Source organism: Verrucomicrobium sp., assembly GCA_028283855.1.
Lineage (GTDB): Bacteria > Verrucomicrobiota > Verrucomicrobiia > Methylacidiphilales > GAS474 > GAS474.
Map to the genome: position 1 here is coordinate 75,875 of JAPWJX010000009.1, position 15,718 is coordinate 91,592.

15 protein-coding genes and 1 tRNA gene are annotated in these 15,718 nt (G+C 64.2%); 8 read left to right on the forward strand and 8 right to left on the reverse strand.

Going from position 1 to position 15,718, the window contains the following annotated elements:
- The first annotated feature begins 60 nt into the window (after window positions 1-60).
- Window positions 61-1,293 (forward strand): MFS transporter, encoded by a 1,233-nt coding sequence (locus PW734_11690; GenBank protein ID MDE1171847.1) that lies wholly within the window; start codon window positions 61-63, stop codon window positions 1,291-1,293.
- Window positions 1,294-1,361: 68 nt separating this feature from the next.
- Window positions 1,362-2,462 (forward strand): hypothetical protein, encoded by a 1,101-nt coding sequence (locus PW734_11695; GenBank protein ID MDE1171848.1) that lies wholly within the window; start codon window positions 1,362-1,364, stop codon window positions 2,460-2,462.
- On the opposite strand, the gene PW734_11700 is transcribed toward PW734_11695, so the two are convergent.
- Genes PW734_11700 through PW734_11710 form a run of 3 tightly spaced genes read right to left on the reverse strand, consistent with a single transcriptional unit; the run spans window position 2,441 to window position 6,685 of the window.
- On the reverse strand, window positions 2,441-4,087 hold the full coding sequence (locus PW734_11700) for a urocanate hydratase (protein ID MDE1171849.1): 1,647 nt from the start codon (window positions 4,085-4,087) through the stop codon (window positions 2,441-2,443). The two genes, PW734_11695 and PW734_11700, sit on opposite strands and share 22 nt — an antisense overlap.
- Complete coding sequence (locus tag PW734_11705) at window positions 4,005-5,585, reverse strand: aromatic amino acid lyase (protein ID MDE1171850.1); 1,581 nt, start codon at window positions 5,583-5,585, stop codon at window positions 4,005-4,007. The genes PW734_11700 and PW734_11705 overlap by 83 nt, the downstream gene beginning before the upstream one ends.
- Window positions 5,582-6,685, reverse strand: coding sequence for a DUF917 family protein (locus PW734_11710; GenBank protein ID MDE1171851.1), 1,104 nt, complete (start codon window positions 6,683-6,685; stop codon window positions 5,582-5,584). Before PW734_11710 ends, PW734_11705 begins: the two co-directional genes overlap by 4 nt.
- Before the next feature lie 128 nt (window positions 6,686-6,813).
- Between PW734_11710 and PW734_11715 the strand changes: the two genes are divergently transcribed.
- From PW734_11715 to PW734_11725, 3 genes are all read left to right on the forward strand, one after another.
- The gene (locus PW734_11715) at window positions 6,814-6,972 is read left to right on the forward strand and encodes a hypothetical protein (protein MDE1171852.1); all 159 of its coding nucleotides are present in this window, start codon (window positions 6,814-6,816) and stop codon (window positions 6,970-6,972) included.
- Entirely contained in the window at window positions 6,956-7,162 is a 207-nt protein-coding gene (locus PW734_11720) for a YezD family protein (GenBank protein ID MDE1171853.1), read from the forward strand. Before PW734_11715 ends, PW734_11720 begins: the two co-directional genes overlap by 17 nt.
- A 182-nt stretch (window positions 7,163-7,344) precedes the next feature.
- A complete protein-coding gene (locus PW734_11725; protein ID MDE1171854.1) occupies window positions 7,345-7,767 on the forward strand; it encodes a hypothetical protein in 423 nt (140 codons plus the stop codon).
- Window positions 7,768-7,861: 94 nt separating this feature from the next.
- Here PW734_11725 and PW734_11730 read toward each other — a convergent pair.
- Both PW734_11730 and PW734_11735 read right to left on the reverse strand, forming a co-directional pair.
- Window positions 7,862-7,933, reverse strand: a tRNA-Thr gene (locus tag PW734_11730).
- Window positions 7,934-8,027: 94 nt separating this feature from the next.
- The gene (locus PW734_11735; protein MDE1171855.1) at window positions 8,028-8,285 is read right to left on the reverse strand and encodes a helix-turn-helix transcriptional regulator; all 258 of its coding nucleotides are present in this window, start codon (window positions 8,283-8,285) and stop codon (window positions 8,028-8,030) included.
- Between the two features lie 338 nt (window positions 8,286-8,623).
- Here PW734_11735 and PW734_11740 point away from each other — a divergent pair, with 338 nt between their 5' ends.
- Complete coding sequence (locus tag PW734_11740) at window positions 8,624-9,550, forward strand: acyltransferase (protein ID MDE1171856.1); 927 nt, start codon at window positions 8,624-8,626, stop codon at window positions 9,548-9,550.
- A gap of 4 nt (window positions 9,551-9,554) precedes the next feature.
- On the opposite strand, the gene PW734_11745 is transcribed toward PW734_11740, so the two are convergent.
- Window positions 9,555-9,920 carry a hypothetical protein gene (locus PW734_11745; protein ID MDE1171857.1) on the reverse strand — a complete coding sequence of 122 codons (366 nt, stop codon included), beginning with the start codon at window positions 9,918-9,920 and terminating at the stop codon, window positions 9,555-9,557.
- An 11-nt stretch (window positions 9,921-9,931) separates the two neighbouring features.
- Complete coding sequence (gene acnA / locus PW734_11750) at window positions 9,932-12,655, reverse strand: aconitate hydratase AcnA (GenBank protein ID MDE1171858.1); 2,724 nt, start codon at window positions 12,653-12,655, stop codon at window positions 9,932-9,934.
- 161 nt (window positions 12,656-12,816) lie between these two features.
- On the opposite strand from acnA, the gene PW734_11755 reads away from it, so the two are divergent.
- Both PW734_11755 and PW734_11760 read left to right on the forward strand, forming a co-directional pair.
- Window positions 12,817-12,981: a hypothetical protein gene (locus PW734_11755; GenBank protein MDE1171859.1), complete on the forward strand. Its 165-nt coding sequence runs from the start codon at window positions 12,817-12,819 to the stop codon at window positions 12,979-12,981.
- 34 nt (window positions 12,982-13,015) lie between these two features.
- Window positions 13,016-14,368: a deoxyribodipyrimidine photo-lyase gene (locus PW734_11760; protein MDE1171860.1), complete on the forward strand. Its 1,353-nt coding sequence runs from the start codon at window positions 13,016-13,018 to the stop codon at window positions 14,366-14,368.
- Window positions 14,369-14,386: 18 nt separating this feature from the next.
- Here PW734_11760 and PW734_11765 read toward each other — a convergent pair whose 3' ends face one another.
- The gene (locus PW734_11765) at window positions 14,387-15,649 is read right to left on the reverse strand and encodes a hypothetical protein (GenBank protein ID MDE1171861.1); all 1,263 of its coding nucleotides are present in this window, start codon (window positions 15,647-15,649) and stop codon (window positions 14,387-14,389) included.
- Between the last annotated feature and the right edge of the window lie 69 nt (window positions 15,650-15,718).

Sequence of the window (15,718 nt, forward strand, 5' to 3'; positions counted from 1 at the left end):
GTTTAGGCCAAGTCGGTTGCGGACGTTGTGGCGACGCGGTAAGGATGGATTCCATCTTTCATGAATGACTCGCTTTCGGCCCGCACGATGAATCCCGTCAACCGGGCCCGCTGGGCCGCTTCGACGCTTTTCCTCGTCGACGGCATGACCTTCGGCACCTGGGCGGCGCTTATTCCCGCGCTCCAGCACAAGCTCGATCTTTCCGTTAAGGAATTGAGCGGCGTCCTGGCGGGACTGGTAGTCGGCGCGCTGATCTCCATGCCGCTTGCCGGGCGGCTCATCGCGCGGAAAGGCAGCCATGCCGTCGCCGCCTTCGGCAGCTTCGCCTTTCCGGCCGGGCTTGTCCTCTTGGCGCTGGCGCCGAATTTCTACTGCCTAGTGGCCGCGGCGATCGTCTTCGGCGCGTGCAAGGGGATGCTGGACGTTTCCATCAACGCGCAGGGGATCACGGTGGAAAGGGCGGCGGGCAAGCCGATCTTTTCCTCCTTTCAGGCGTTCTGGAGCTTCGGCGGCCTGACTTCCGCCTTTCTCCTGAGCGTGGCGCTGCACCATGGAGCTTCCGCCACGATGCTGCTTGGAACCATGCCCGCCCTGCTCATGCTCATGGCTTTTTCGACGCGCGGCAAGCTGTTGGCCGATCCGCCGGCGCCCGTTGCGGCCAAGGCCAAGGAGAGCCGGACGCTCTCCCTGCCCAACAAGACGCTGCTGGAACTGGGGGGCCTGGCTTTTCTCGCCCTTTTCAGCGAAGGCGTGCTCCTGGATTGGAGCGCGGTCTACGCGCACAGCGTCGTCGGCGTCTCTTTGGTCGGCGCGCCGGTCGCCTTCGCCGTTTTTTCCCTCTCCATGGCGAGCGGACGCGGAGCGGGGGACTGGCTGCTGCATCGCTTCGGCGCGGTGCGGACGATGCGGTGGAGCGGCTGTGTCATCGCCCTGGGAATGCTGCTGGCGGTGAGCTGGCACGCCTGGGCGGCCACGCTGGTGGGCTTCGCCTTGGTCGGCTGCGGCGTGGCGAACCTGGTCCCCATCATTTTTGGCGCCGCGGCGCGGGCCCATGAGGAGGGGCCGGGCCCCGGCGTGGCCACGGTGACCACCATCGGCTATACCGGCTTTCTTTCCGGCCCGCCGCTCATCGGCATGCTGGCGGCCTGGGCGGGATTGCCCGCGGCGTTTTGCGTGGTGATCCTCTTTGGCCTGACATTGGCCACGGCGGGCGTCGCCACGATCCGGCCTGCCCGCCGGAAGGTGGCCTGTGCGCCTTCCCGCGAGGGAGCGGAGCCGCCCTGTCCGGTTTAACGGCCGTTCCCGCCGGATTCCCTTTTCGACCTTGGCATTCAAGGCGCGGCTGCCTTTGCTACTTTGCCATGGCCGCGGGGGTTGAAAAAACTGACAGGAAAGCAGGATGGATCGCGCTTTCCGTGTTCCTCGCCCTGGTGGCGGTCTTGTCGCTTTGGGGGCTGAGGGGGGTTTCGTCATCCCTTCGGCGCCTGCATTTGGCTCCCTTTCATCGTGAGGGAGTTGTCATTCCGCTGGGCCCGGAGGGAAGCGGCTATTCCGGGCGCATTTTGGAGCCGACGGTGGTGCGGGAAGGGGCGGATTTTTACGCCTGGTATTCCGGGCTTCCCTATAACGGCGGCGGCTTGGACGAACATTGGAATGTCTATTATTCCTGGAGCCGCGATGGGAAAGTGTTCACGCCGGGTTCCCTGGCGCTGGCGGGAGCGTGGGAACAATCCGTCGTTAAATCCGGGGCGATTTACTACATGGCCTATGTGCGGGCCAATGGATTCAATGTGCGCCTGGCCACCTCCGAGGATCGTCTGCATTGGGTCGACCGTGGGGAAATCGTCAATGCGAACGCTGCATGGACGAAGACCGGGCCGGGATTTGGCCCGCGGGAGCCGGATCTATTCAAGGACCCCGTCAGCGGGGATTGGTTTGTCTATTTCGGCGCGGCGGCAGCTGACGGAAAATATAAAATAGGCATGGCCCGGTGCCCGGCGGGAAAAAATCCGGCGCTTCCGGGGGACTGGATCGTTCAAGCAACGCCTTTCTTTTCCCCGGACACCTCCCATGGCCGGTGGAACGACGGGGGGGACACGGAAAGCCCCTGCGTGGAATATTATCCCCGCCTGAAAAGGGGAGGGGTGTATCTGCTCTCCTTCATCGGTTACCGCCCGCTTCCGGCGGTTAACAAGAGTTGGCGCATCGGCTTGGCCGCCGCCTCTTCCCCGGAAGGTCCCTTTACCGAGATATGCTTCAATCCTATTTGCGAAGGAGGCCGTCCGGGGGCGTTCGATGAGAACATTGTAGGGGAGGTTTCCCACTTGGAGTATAAGGGCGTCTTTTACCTATATTATTCGGGGGGCAAAAAAAACGGAGCCAACCAAATCGGCCTTTTGACCATTCCTTCCCTGGACATGGCCGAATGGATCGAACAGCCCTACGCCCTCAGGTCGAAATAGGGGATCTGCTTTTTTCGGATCTCGTCGCGGGACTCTTCGTAGCCCGCGTCGGCGTAGCGCATGACGCCCAGGGAGGTGTCATTGGTCAAACTGCGGCGAAGGCGCTCGTCGGCCTCTTCCGTGCCGTCGGCGACGAGGGTGACTCCCGCGCTGGTCATGTAGCCGCTGTATCCGCCGCCGCCTGAGTGGATCGCCACCAGGTCGGCCATGGAGGAGCAATGGAGCATGGCGTTGAGCAGCGGCCAATCGGCCACGGCGTCGCTGCCGTCCCGCAGATTCTCCGTCATGATGTGGGGATGGGCCATGGCGCCGGCGTCGAGATGGTCCCGGCTGAAGGCGACGGGGGCGCTCACGCGCCCCTCCCGCACCATCCGGTTGACTTCCAGGGCCAGATCGGTCCGCTCGCCGTGGCCGAACCAGCCGATGCGCGCGGGAAGGCCTTGGAAGGGGATGTGCTTTTTCGCCAATCCGATCCAGCGCACCGCCCCTTGGTTTTCCGCGAAGCGCTCCAGGATCATCTCATCGATGGCCGCGATGTCGGCGGGATCGCCGGAAAGGGCGATCCAGCGGAAGGGGCCGATGCCCCGGCAAAAGAGCGGGCGCAGGAAGGCTTCCGTGAAGATGGGGATGTCGAACGCCCGATGGACGCCTGCCCGTTGGGCCTGGCTGCGGATGTTGTTGCCGTTATCGAAGACGACGGAGCCCGCTTTTTGGAAAGCGAGCATCGCCTCGACGTGCAGGCGGATGGAGGCCAGCGCCTCCGCTTCCAGCCGCCGGGGATCGCTGCCGCGCAGGGCGGCGATGCTGGAGGGCGTGTGTCCGATGGGGATGTAGCCGTGGAGGAGGTCGTGGGCGGCGGTTTGGTCGGTCACCACGTCGGGGACGATGCCGCGCCGCAGGATCTCCGGGTAGACTTCGGCCGCGTTTCCCTGGAGGCCCACGGAGACCGGCTTGCGGTCCCGCACCGCCTCCGCGATGAGGGAGAGGGCTTCGTCGAGCGTGTCGGCGCGGCGCTGGAGGTAGCCGATCTTTAGCCGCCGCTCGATCTTTTCCGGGTCGGCCTCAACGGCCAGGATGGCCGTCTCCGCCATGACGCCGGCCAGCGGCTGCGCGCCGCCCATGCCGCCCAGGCCGGCGGTCAGGACGAAGCGCCCGCGGAGGCTGCCCTGGAAATGCCGTTCGGCGATCCGCTGCAGGATTTCGTAGGTGCCCTGGATGACGCCCTGCGTGCCGATGTACTGCCAGGCTCCCGCGGTCAGGCCGCCCCAGCAAATCAGCCCCTTTTCCTCAAGGCGGTAGAAATGCTCCGGCGTGGCCCAGCGGCCCACCAGGTTGCAGTTGGCCATGACGACCAGCGGCGCCCGCGTATGCGTCTTGAGGACGCCGATCGGCTTGCCTGATTGGATGACCAGGGTTTCGTCTTCTTCCAGCGCCTGAAGCGCGGAGACGATTTGGTCGTGGGATTTCCAATCGCGCGCGGCTTTGCCCAGGGAAGCGTAAACGACCAGGTCGCCGGGGCGCTCCCCGACGGCCAGGACGTTCTCAAGCAGCCTGAGCAACGCTTCCTGCCGCCAGCCTTTGCAGCGCAATTGGTTTCCCGAAGTGATCTGGAAGGTTCGATTCATAGGGAAAGGATGGGGAAAGATCGGAGGAGAGCTGCCGCAGCACGGCTCGGGCTTCCAGGATGTCGGGGGTAAGGGGGCGGTCATGGGCCAGCATCGGCACGCGGGCGCGGAGTGCGGCGTGTAGGCGGGCCGTTCCGGTGCCCAGGGCGAAGGGAGGCAGCAGGTCGACGGCCTGGGCGGCGTGGAGCAGCTCGATGGCGGCCAGCGACCAGAAGGAGTCGAGGATCGCCTCCAGCCGTTCCAGGACTAGGACGGAATTTGTGCCGATGTCCTCCATGTTCCCTGCCAGCGGGCTGAAGTCGGCGGAGACGGGCGCGGCCTGGCTGCGGATGTGGGCGTCGAGCGCGGCGAAGGTCTTTTGGATGGTGGCGAAGGCGAGCGTCTCCGGATTCGGCGCCAAAAAGCGGGGCAGGCCGTGCGGCCGGTCTTCCTCAAAGTGGCGCAGGCGGGCGGTGACCGCCCGCGAGGCGTGGGAAAGGGCCAGGCCCAGGCTTTCGACGGCCAGCGTCCCCGAGAGGTCGATCGAGGCGGCCGAGGCCACGATCTCGCCGGTTTCCCAAAAGACGGCGGGGTTGTCGTCAGCCGTGTTGAGCCGGGAGGTGAGGGAGGCCTGGGCCCATTCCAAGGCGTCCCGGGCCGCGCCGTGGATGTGGAAGGCGGAGCGGAAGCTGAGGGGCTCGTGGATCCGGTCGGAGGCGGGGCGCCGTTCCAGCGCGCCGCCGCGGAGGAAGCTCCGGACTCGCACCGCGCTGGCCCGGCTGCCGGGGGAAGCGTGGGACGCGTCGAAGCGGGCGTCGAGCGGGGAAAGCTCCGCCTGCCACGCTTCCAGGGAGAGGGCGTAAATCGCGTCGAGCGCCTCCAAGAGGCGCCCCGCCTCTTCCAGCCGTAAGGCGGCCAGGCCGACGGAAAGGGAATTGGAGCTGACGATGGCCAGGCCTTCCTTCGCGCCGAGGCGCAGCGGGGAGAGGCCCTTTTCCGCCAGGGCCTGCAGCGCCGGTTTTTCGACGCCTTCGACCCGCACGGTTCCTTCCCCCATCATCGCCAGCCCGATGGAGGCCAGGCACCCGATGTCGCAGACGCCGACCGAGCCGCGCTTCGGCACCAAGGGGTGGATGCCGTGGTTCAAGAAGTCGCGGTAAAGGCGGACCGCCTGCACGCTTAAGCCCGCGCGGCCTAGAAGCGCCGTGTTCAGCCGCACCAGGAGGGCGGCGCGTGTCTCCTCGTCGGTCGCCCAGGGAGGAAGGCCCACGGCGTGGCTGTGTAGCAGCTTGCGGTTGAAGCCTTCGATTTCCCCCACCGGGATGCGGCGGTCGAAGTTGCGTCCCACACCGGTGTTGATGCCGTAGTGGGGCTGCTCTCCCTGCGCCGCCTGCAGGACGACTTGGCGGGCCTGCTCGACCCGCTTCTCCGCCAAGGGAACGAACGAGACGGGCCGACGGTCCCGGGCCACCGCCACCACCTCTTCGATCGTCAGCGAGGAGCCGTCCAGGACGATCATGCGGCGCTTTGCCCGTCCAGGGCGTAGTCGGCCAGGTTGATCCCCAGGGCCTTTTCGACCGGCGGATAGACCGTCGGGTCGGTCACGCTGGAGCTCATCGGCAGCAGCGATTTCTCGATGCGCAGCACCACGATTTCCGCTCCCACCTGGACTTGTCCGGCGCTGAGGGGGTGGCCCCCCAGGGTCAGGGTGGTGATCACGTCGGGATAGCTGGCGATCCGGCGCCCGTCGGCGTCGTCGACCGCCATGTGCTCGTTCATCACGTGCAGGGTGACGCGCTCGCGGCCGGTCCCGACCTCGATGCGGCCGATGTCGAACGCCGCGTTCGTGTAGGCCACGTCCTTCGCGGTGACGGTGCCGCGGCCAATCAGGGTGCCGCCGGTATGGGAGAGGATCGCCTTCAACACGTCGGAGCCGCTTTCCTCCGCCTTCACGATCGCCTCGCCCAGGCGCAGGGCGGAGGTGATGCCGCCGATCGCGCCGTGCTGCTTCACGTAGGCGGCGTCGATCGGCAGGCGGGCGCTGGCGGCGAAGCCCCCCGCCTGGTCCGCCGCGGTCCGCAGGATCGCGGAGGTTTTCGCCACCGTGCCCCGGACGACGAGCTCCACGTAGGAGCCGGTCTCCCGCTTCCCGCCGACGAGCGTCTGCACCGTTTGCAGGTCCTTCCGGGAGGCCAGCCCCATCGCCCCCATGTCCCCGGTGGGGTGGGCGCGGATGTCGCCGGTGGCGTCGATGACTTTCAGGCCCAGAAGGGCGGCGGGAAGCCAGCCGTTGATCGAGCTGGACATGCCGTTTTGCGGGGTCATCACGCCGAAGATGGGGCGGTCGATCGCCTCCTGCAGCAGTTGCACCGCCTTGACGTAGTCGACGCCGAGCATCTGCCAGTCGGTCGTTCCGGCGGGAGCGCCGATAGCGGTCGTGGTCACAATGACGGCGTCGTTGGGGACTTCGCTCACGGGGACCAGCTCCGGCTGGCCGATGGCCACCGCCGCGCCGCCAATCTGCAGGCCGTGCTCCACCCATCCTCCGCCGCCGGAGGCGTAGATCGAGCCGCCTTTCACGGCCGCTTCGACGTCTTTCCGGGTCAAAATCCGACTCATGGGAGGGGCAGCCTAACGAGAGAACGGAGTTGACGTCGAGTTATTTTCTATATAATCTATAGACTATAAATAGACTCTCTTCCTATTCGAAGCCGCAGGCCGCCGCTCCGTTTCCTTTGGAATCGTTCGTGCAGTGCCCGAGTGTCTTTCTTCAGTCCCTTTCTCCCGCCGAGCGGGATTCAATGCGGGAGCTTTACTACGTGGCCTATCTTCAGGCCCTTAACGAGGTGAACCAAAACGGTTTGGATCACCTGGGACCGGAGGGTTTCCTTGGCCTCGACATCTGACTCCGCCACCACCAAGCCGGAGCGGACGGCCTCCCAGGCCGAGTTGGTCCGCCGGATCTTGCGCGCGCTTTCCGGCCTCGAATACGGCTCGGTGGAAATCGTCGTCCAAGACTCCAAGGTGGTCCAGATTGAGCGCAATCAGAAGTCCCGCTTTGCCCGTCCCCTGGAGATTCCCCCGCCGGGGATTTGAATAGTCTATAGACTATTAATCCTTCGTGGAGAGGGATTTCCACTTGCGGATATCCGCTTCGAGGCTAAGTAAAGAGGACCTGTCAGCAGGGGCGTCCTTTATTCCCGGGACGTATGGCAATCAAAGGACCGCCCGGATCCTTCGAAGGAACGGCGGCACGACACAATCCAAGGAGAACAAACATGAATTCGATGATGACGATGGACCGCGCGATGGGCATGCCCATGCAGGGCGGAATGAACAACATGATGATGGTCCCCCGCTGCACGCTCAAGATGGAGAAGTGCGAGAACGGGATGAAGATGATGGCCTCCTGCAAGGACGCCGCCGCCATGGCCATGATGAAGAACCTCTGCACCATGCTGGACGGCGGCATGATGAGCTGCCACATGCTGATGAACGGCATGATGGTGATGGCCTGCAACATGACCATGGGCGTCTGCAAGTGCGAGATGACCGCCGAAGGCATGTGCTGCACCTGGACCAGCGAAGACGCGAAGTGCTGCCAGATGATCCAGGAGTGCTGCGACTGCATGACGGCGATGATGGCCTGCGGCTGCACCTGCTGCGTCTGCATGAACGGCACGCCCGTTTGCTGCTGCTAAGCTAGCCTTCGACCACGCAAAAACGCCCGGCTCTCCGCGATGGAGGGCCGGGCGTTTTTTTGCGTCCGTGGATTGCCGAAAGAAAAAGGGGGGGAGCCGCTTATCGGATTTGAACCGATGACCCACGCTTTACGAAAGCGTTGCTCTACCACTGAGCTAAAGCGGCGAAGGAAAGAGGACTCTAAAAGACCGATGCCCGGCTTGGCAAGTGCGGGCTATTGGCGCGCCGCTTCTTCACGGTCTAACTGGCAAGGGGGGACCTAATCGGCCTTCTTCCGTTTTTTATAATGGGGGGAAGAGATGGAGTTCGTTTTCATTTTGATGGCGGGAAATTCCTGGGAAAATAGCTCCGAGGCCGTCAGGCCGTAGACTTTTGCAATCTGCCCAATGAGGCGGATGGAAACATTCGGGCGCCTGCCAAGCTCAATGTCTTGGTAGTGGGGATAGGATATGCCGGCCAATTCCGCAAAGTGCAATTGGGTCAACCCCGCCTTCCGTCGCAGCTCTTTCACTCGCATCCTGAAGAATCCCTCTATTTCTGTCTGGGTGGACACCCGCTGATCTTTAAGAGTGCATTACACAATTAACACAGGCTAAAGCCGGTTCTTATTGACGCGTACTTTAGCCTGTGTTTGTTGTTCTTGCATGTCTCATATTGAGGAAAGGGAGCCGCGCCGGTTCCGGGACGGGGTCCTGGAATTTCTCATCAACTGGATCATTTGCCTTGTCTGCGGAGGCTTCTTGATGGCGTTGGGAGCCTTCCTTTACGGCTATTTCGGGATAGGTCACGCCTCCCTTTTGGCGCTGCTTTTGTCAGGGCTCTTTGCGGCGTTTATTTTGCCCCGCTGATTTTCCCGTGCCTTATTTTTCCCAATTGGACGCGCTCCGCTTCGCGGCGGCGCTCCTGGTCGTATGGAGCCATGCCATTGGGAATAACGCCTTTCATCACGGGGAGCTGGGGCGCTTGGGGGTGCTCGTGTTTTTTCTCATTTCGGGGTTCGTGAATTATCAGTCTTTGCTTAAGGACGCTTCTCTTTCCCGGTTTGGCATAAAAAGGTTTTTCCGGCTTTATCCCGCTTTCATGGTGTCGCTTTTGGCCGCGGCTGCCTGCTGGGGGATTACGATTCCCCAGTTGCTTTGCAATGTGACGATGCTGCCTTCTTTATTGGGGCAAAGGGAAGCGATTGGGGTTTATTGGACGTTGGAGATAGAGGTGCTTTTCTATCTGTCGCTTTTGTTTTTTAGCCGGTTGGAATTGCTTCAGAGGCCCGTGTTTTTAGTTGCTGCTATATCGGCTTTTGTGACCTCCGGCCTATATTGGCAGCATCTTCGAAATATTGGAGCAATCCATCCTCCTGACGCTTATCGTAAGTTTCTGCTCTTTTTTGCGGTCCTTTATTTGGGAGCCCTGTATGGATGGGCTTGGCAGCGGAGCGCATGGAAATACGCCTTATTTGGGACCGTGCTCGCAATGGGGGCGCTGTCTATCCCTAGCCATGCCAGGCTGTGGGAATTGGCAACTTATTGGATGTCCCCTGTAATCTTCTGGGGCGTGTTGAAATGGGGTGCGAACATGCCTCAATGGATTTCGGGGCTGGGGAAGCTCGCTTACTCCATGTACTTATTTCATCCGTTTCTGGTTCAGTGGCTTCCGAGTAATTGGGTGGCCAGATGCGTTGCTCTTCCCATTTTGACCATCCCGCTGGCTTTCCTGGTCTATTTCTTGGTGGAAGACCCGTTGAATCGGCTGGGCCATCACCTTGCCAAGGCGGGGCGGGACTGACGGGCTATTGCGCGGAACCTTCGATCGCCCCGGAAGGGGTGACGGGGGCGATGTTCAGGATGACGCTGTGGTGGGCGGCGTCTTCCTCGATGACTAGGAGGACGGTGTAGGCGCCGTGCTGGCCCTTCGGCTTGGCGCGGAAGCCGTAGGGAAGGACGGGAACGCCCTGGCGGTTGGTGAAGGTGCGCCCGCCGTTGACGGCCCAGCCGACGTCCTCGACTTCCAGGGTCTTCCGCACGAAGTCGAGGAGGCCGGGGGCTTTCTTTAGTTGCGGCACGGCGTCCTCCTGGAAGCCGACGCTGCCGCCCTCCGCGCGCAGGGGCGCGGCGGCGGCCAGGAGGACGGCGGCGAGAAGGATGAGGGCGCGCACGGACTATGCCCCTATCGCTTCAGGATCTGCCGCAGGACGTAGGGCAGGATGCCGCCGTGGCGGTAGTAGTCGACCTCGATGGCGGTGTCGATCCGGCAGACGATGGGGACGGTCTGCGTGGAGCCGTCGGCGCGGGTGATTTCCAGGGTGAGCTTCTGGCGGGGCTTCACGTCGTCGGTCAGGCCCAGGATGCTGAAGGTTTCCGTGCCGTCGAGGCCGAGGGTCTTGGCGTTGGTCTTTTCCTCGAAGCAGCAGGGCAGGACGCCCATGCCGACGAGGTTGCTGCGGTGGATGCGCTCGAAGCTTTCGGCGACGACGGCGCGGACGCCGAGGAGGCGGGTGCCCTTGGCGGCCCAGTCGCGGGAGCTGCCGGTGCCGTATTCCTGGCCGGCGAAGACGACGAGGGGGACGCTTTCCTTCTTATACTTCATGGCGGCGTCGTAGATGGGGAGGACTTCGCCGTCGGGCTGGTGCTTGGTGACGCCGCCTTCGACGCCGGGGACCATGAGGTTCTTGATGCGGACGTTGGCGAAGGTGCCGCGGGTCATGACCTGGTCGTTGCCGCGGCGGGCGCCGTAGCTGTTGAAGTCTTCCCACTTCACGCCGTGTTCCAGGAGGTATTGGCCGGCGGGGGAGGTCTTCTTGATGCTGCCGGCGGGGGAGATGTGGTCGGTGGTGACGGAGTCGCCGAAGATGCCCATGGCGCGGGCGCCCTGGATGTCGGCGATGTGGCCGGCTTCCAGGCCGAAGCCGGCGAAGAAGGGCGGCTCCTGGATGTAGGTGCTCTCCGTGTTCCAGGCGTACGTCTCGCCGACGGAGCTGGGGATCTCGTTCCAGGCGGGGTTCTGCTCGGCGAAGTCCTTGTAGAGTTTCCGGTAGGATTCGGGCTGAAGGGAGGTTTGGATGGTGTCTTTGATCTGCTGGAGGGTGGGCCAGAGGTCGCGCAGGTAGACGGGCTGGCCGTCCTTGCCGGTGCCCAGGGGTTCTTTCGTCAGGTCGATGTCGACGCGGCCCGCCAGGGCGAAGGCGACGACGAGCGGGGGCGACATGAGGAAGTTGGCGCGGATGTTCTGGTGGACGCGGGCTTCGAAGTTGCGGTTGCCGGAGAGGACGCTGGCGGCGACCAGGTCGTTTTTGACGATGGCGTCTTCCACCGGCCCGTCCAGGGGGCCGGAGTTGCCGATGCAGGTGGTGCACCCGTAGCCGACGGTCTGGAAGCCGAGCTGGTCGAGGTAGGGGGTGAGGCCCGCCTTGTTAAGGTAGTCGGTGACGACGCGGGAGCCGGGGGCCAGGGAGGTTTTCACCGCCGGGTTGACGGTGAGGCCCGCTTCCACGGCTTTCTTGGCCAGGAGGCCCGCGGCGAGCATGACGGAGGGGTTGCTGGTGTTGGTGCAGCTGGTGATGGCGGCGATGAGGACGCTGCCGTTGCCGACCTGCGCCTCGACCGGCTGCGGGTGGGAGGGGCCGTTGAGGGTGACGGGGGTGCGGAAGGAGAGTTCCTCCGCCTTCTTGCCGAAGCCGTTTTCCGCGACGGGGCGGGCGAAGGAGGTGGTGAAGTTTTCCTTGAGCTGGGGCAGGGGGACGCGGTCCTGCGGGCGCTTGGGCCCGGCGACGCTGGGCTGCACGTCGGCCAGGTTCAGCTCCAGGCTGGCGCTGTAGACGATGCCGTCTTCCTTCGTGGGGATGCCGAAGAGGTTCTGCGCCTTGTAGTAGTTCTCGAAGAGGGCGACCTGCTCTTCCGTGCGGCCGGTGGCGCGCAGGTAGTTGACCGATTCCTGGTCGACGGGGAAGTAGCCCATGGTGGCGCCGTATTCCGGGGCCATGTTGGCGATGGTGGCGCGGTCCGGCAGGGGGAGGGAGGCAGCGCCGGGGCCGTAGAATTCGACGAATTTGCCGACGACCTTGAACTTGCGCAGCATCTCGGTGACGTTCAGGGCCAGGTCGGTGGCGGTGACGCCCTCGCGGAGCGATCCGGTCAGGTGGACGCCGACGACTTCCGGGGTGAGGAAGTAGACGGGCTGGCCGAGCATGCCCGCCTCCGCCTCGATGCCGCCCACGCCCCAGCCGACGATGCCCAGGCCGTTGATCATGGTGGTGTGGGAGTCGGTGCCGACGAGGGTGTCCGGGTAGAACATGCTGCCCTGGGTGAAGACGCCCTTGGCCAGGTATTCGAGGTTCACCTGGTGGACGATGCCGATGCCGGGCGGGACGACTTTGAAGGTCTCGAAGGCCTGCTGGCCCCACTTGAGGAATTCGTAGCGCTCCCGGTTGCGAAGGAATTCGATCTGGAGGTTTTTGGCGAAGGCGTCGGCCGTGCCCGCCACGTCGACCTGGACGGAGTGGTCGACGACGAGGTCGACGGGGACGAGGGGCTCGATGAGTTTGGGATCGCGGTTGAGCTTGGCCACCGCGCCGCGCATGGCGGCCAGGTCGACCAGGAGGGGGACGCCGGTGAAGTCCTGCAGGACGATGCGGGCGACGACGAAGGGGATCTCCTCCAGCACGGGGGCGGCGGCGTTCCAGTTGGCCAGGGTGCGGACGTCGTTCTCGCTCACTCGCTTGCCGTCGTAATTACGCAAAACGGATTCCAGGACGATCCGGATGCTCACGGGCAGCTTGCTGATAGGGCCCACCCCGGCTTTTTCCAGTGCAGGCAGGGAGTAGTAGTGGCCCTTGCCCCCCGTCGGAAGTTCTAGCGTCTGGAGAGTGTCGAAAAGGTTGTGGGGGGTGCTCATGAGATAAGTAAAACTTAATGTAATATCCCCTCCATTTTTGACAATCCTACGTTTGCCTAAAAAGGGATTTTACGATAGCATTTGCCCTATCATCGGGGCCCGCCTTTGCGGGCAGGGCTGTTCAGAAAACACGAGAACCGCAAACAAACCAGAAAAGACGAATGAAAAGTTCCAATGCCTGGAGTGAATCGAGCTCGAAGTTGAACAAAAACCCCTTCCGCGCCGCCGACTGCCGCGGGGAGAAACCCCAGCTTCATCGCTATGAGCGGCGGAAGGTCCGCCAGCTCATCCGAACCAGCGATTGGTCTCCCGAGGACGGGGGCTAGCTTTCTCCTTCGTCCGGCTCCATGTTAGGGCCGGATGAAGACCGCCCTCGTCTGGTTCCGGCGCGACCTGCGCGTCGCCGATAATACCGCCCTGCATGCCGCGGGGAGGGATTTCGACCGCGTCTACGGCCTCTACGTTTTCGAGGACCGGGAGCTGAAGGATTCCCGCGCGGGCGCGCCGCGCCTCCATTTTATCCTGGAATCGCTCGATTCGCTGGGCAAGAACCTGGCGGAGCGGGGCAGCCAGCTATTGTGGCGCCGGGGCGTGGCGGAGGAGGAGGTCCTCCAAGCCGTCCGGGAAACGGGCGCGGAGGCGGTCTATTACAACTTTGACGGGGAGCCGGGCGGTTGCGCCCGGGACAAGCGGGTCCGCGCCAAGCTGAGGGCGCAGGGCGTCCTGCCCCGCGCGTGGAAGGACGATGTCCTGCACGACGGCCGGGAGGTCCTGAAGGCCGACGGGAAGCCTTACGTGGTCTTCACGCCTTATTCCCGCGCCTGGCGGGCGTTGCCGAAGGAGGCGCCGCTCCCCGCGCCGCGTTTCCGCCAACCGGCCGGGCCTTTGCCGGAGGAGCCGCTGCCGACGCTGGCGGAGCTGGGCTTCACGCTGGAGGCCGATCCCGCGCGGCTCGCTTTCCAGGGCGGGGAGCGGGCGGGACGGGACCGGCTGAAGGCGTTCGCCGCCGGGCCGCTCCTGCGCTACGGCAGCCTGCGGGATTTCCCGGCCGCCGACGGCGCGTCCCGCCTTTCCGCGCACCTGACGGTCGGGACGCTCTCCCCGCGGACGGTTTACGCGAAGGCGATGGAGGCGCGCGCCGCCCATCCGCGCGCGGGGGAGGAGGTGGACACCTTCGTCGGCGAGCTGATCTGGCGGGAATTTTACCGGCAGATCCTCTGGCATTTTCCGCAGGTGGAGACGGAGGCTTTCAAGCCCGCCTACAAGGACCTGCCGTGGCGGAACGACGCGAAGCAGTTCCAAGCCTGGTGCGAGGGGCGGACGGGCTACCCGATTGTGGACGCCGGGATGCGCCAGCTGAACCAAACGGGCTGGATGCACAACCGCCTGCGGATGATCGCGGCGATGTTTTTGACCAAGCACCTTTTGGTGAGCTGGCAGTGGGGGGAACGCTATTTCATGCAGCGGCTGGCGGACGGCGACCTGGCGAGCAACAACGGCAGCTGGCAGTGGAGCGCCAGCACGGGGACGGACGCGCAGCCTTACTTCCGCATTTTCAATCCGAACCGGCAGGCGGAGCGCTTTGACCCGGAAGGGGAGTTTATCCACCGCTATGTGCCGGAGGCGGACCGCCCCGGTTATCCGCGCCCGATCGTGGATCACGCGGCGCAGCGGCTGAAGACGCTGGCCTTGTTCAAGGGGCACGTGGGCTAGGCTGAATGTCGATTCAGCCTAGCGTTTCTTCGTCCAGGCGGCGATGAGGCCGCTGATGTCGAGGGGCTGGCCGGTGCTGTCGTGGGTCGGCAGCCGGTTTTTGTAGGAGGCGGTGAAGTCGACGTTCTCCAGCGTCAGACGGGAAAAGAGGCCCTCGATCTGCGGGCCTTTCCTGTTCTTTTTGGGGCCGGTCAGGGCGTCCAGGACGTCTGTCCTTTTGTAATAGTCGGCCAGGGCCAGGAGGCGTTCCCGGGCCTCCGGCTCCGTGCGCCGGGCCGTGGCGGTCCACCGCTCCTTGGGCCAGGCGGGGCCGCCGGTTTCGATCTCCTCCGCAAAGATCTGCGCCGCCATGGCACGGGCGTGGACGGGATTGGGGGGGAAACCCATGCTGCGGCGGCCTTCGCTATCCCCGTAGAGTTCCAGCAGGGAGCCGTAGATGGAGGGAAGGGCGTCCCGGAAGAAGGCTTCCTGCTGTTTCGGGGAGAGGACGCCCAGGACATGCTCCCGCAGTTCGGATAGGGCGGCATGGGCGTCGGGATTGTTCTCGGTTTTCCAGGCGTTGCGGGAATCGTCGCCGCGAAGGGCGGGCTCCAGCGCGGTGCGCAGGGCCTCCCGGGTGCGGGGGAGTTCTTTCCACTCCCCGGCGGCGCAGGCGGCGACGGCGAGCTGGTGGAGCCGGGCCTGGATTTCGATGTGGCTGAGGTAGTAGAGGCGGGGGACGGCGCCGATGTTGTGCTGGTTGTCCAGGAGGGTGGTTTCCCGCTCGGCGGTTTGGGAGTCGGTTTCTTCCGAGGCGAGGATGGCGTCCAATTCCGCCCCGTGGCCGTGTTGGACGCTTTGCCCGACGGTTTCCGCCTGCAGGTCCGGCTGGAGAAAGCGGTCCAGGCTGAAGGCGACCCATTGCAGGACGTGGACGGCTTCATGGCCTAGGACGGTCAGGTCGGTTTCCACGTTGCGGCGGTTTCGGGGCGGCAGCAGATTGCCGTCGACCTCGGCGTAGTCGGAGAAGGTTTCCTCCAGCACCACGACGTGTTCTTCCACTTCGTAATTGGCCAGGTCGCTGTAGCTGAGGCGGCAGAAGGAGGCCCCGGCGTCGATTTCGTCGCTGTTCTTGGCGCTCGTGCGGAGTTTTTTGAAGACGATGGGGATTTCCGGCAGGGAGGCCGCCCCCTGTGGGATGCCGGGCGGCGGCCATTGGCCGAAGTCCAGTTCCAGCAGCTCCTGCGCGCTGGCGTGGCCGCGGCTAAGGAGGGCTTTGAGTTGGGCCTGCCGGTCTTTCATGCGGAAGCGGGGGCAGAAGCACGAAACATGCCCAGAAATTCATTTCCTTTGGCGGCGCGTTGGCTCTAG

What these genes read in the sequence shown, in the direction of transcription:
- PW734_11705 (MDE1171850.1), bottom strand. Translation starts at nt 5,585, where the DNA reads ATGATCGTCCTGGACGGCTCCTCGCTGACGATCGAAGAGGTGGTGGCG.
- PW734_11725 (MDE1171854.1), top strand. Translation starts at nt 7,345, where the DNA reads ATGAATTCGATGATGACGATGGACCGCGCGATGGGCATGCCCATGCAG.
- PW734_11765 (MDE1171861.1), bottom strand. Translation starts at nt 15,649, where the DNA reads ATGAAAGACCGGCAGGCCCAACTCAAAGCCCTCCTTAGCCGCGGCCAC.
- PW734_11760 (MDE1171860.1), top strand. Translation starts at nt 13,016, where the DNA reads ATGAAGACCGCCCTCGTCTGGTTCCGGCGCGACCTGCGCGTCGCCGAT.
- PW734_11695 (MDE1171848.1), top strand. Translation starts at nt 1,362, where the DNA reads ATGGCCGCGGGGGTTGAAAAAACTGACAGGAAAGCAGGATGGATCGCG.
- PW734_11700 (MDE1171849.1), bottom strand. Translation starts at nt 4,087, where the DNA reads ATGAATCGAACCTTCCAGATCACTTCGGGAAACCAATTGCGCTGCAAA.
- PW734_11690 (MDE1171847.1), top strand. Translation starts at nt 61, where the DNA reads ATGAATGACTCGCTTTCGGCCCGCACGATGAATCCCGTCAACCGGGCC.
- PW734_11710 (MDE1171851.1), bottom strand. Translation starts at nt 6,685, where the DNA reads ATGAGTCGGATTTTGACCCGGAAAGACGTCGAAGCGGCCGTGAAAGGC.
- PW734_11755 (MDE1171859.1), top strand. Translation starts at nt 12,817, where the DNA reads ATGAAAAGTTCCAATGCCTGGAGTGAATCGAGCTCGAAGTTGAACAAA.
- acnA (MDE1171858.1), bottom strand. Translation starts at nt 12,655, where the DNA reads ATGAGCACCCCCCACAACCTTTTCGACACTCTCCAGACGCTAGAACTT.
- PW734_11735 (MDE1171855.1), bottom strand. Translation starts at nt 8,285, where the DNA reads ATGCGAGTGAAAGAGCTGCGACGGAAGGCGGGGTTGACCCAATTGCAC.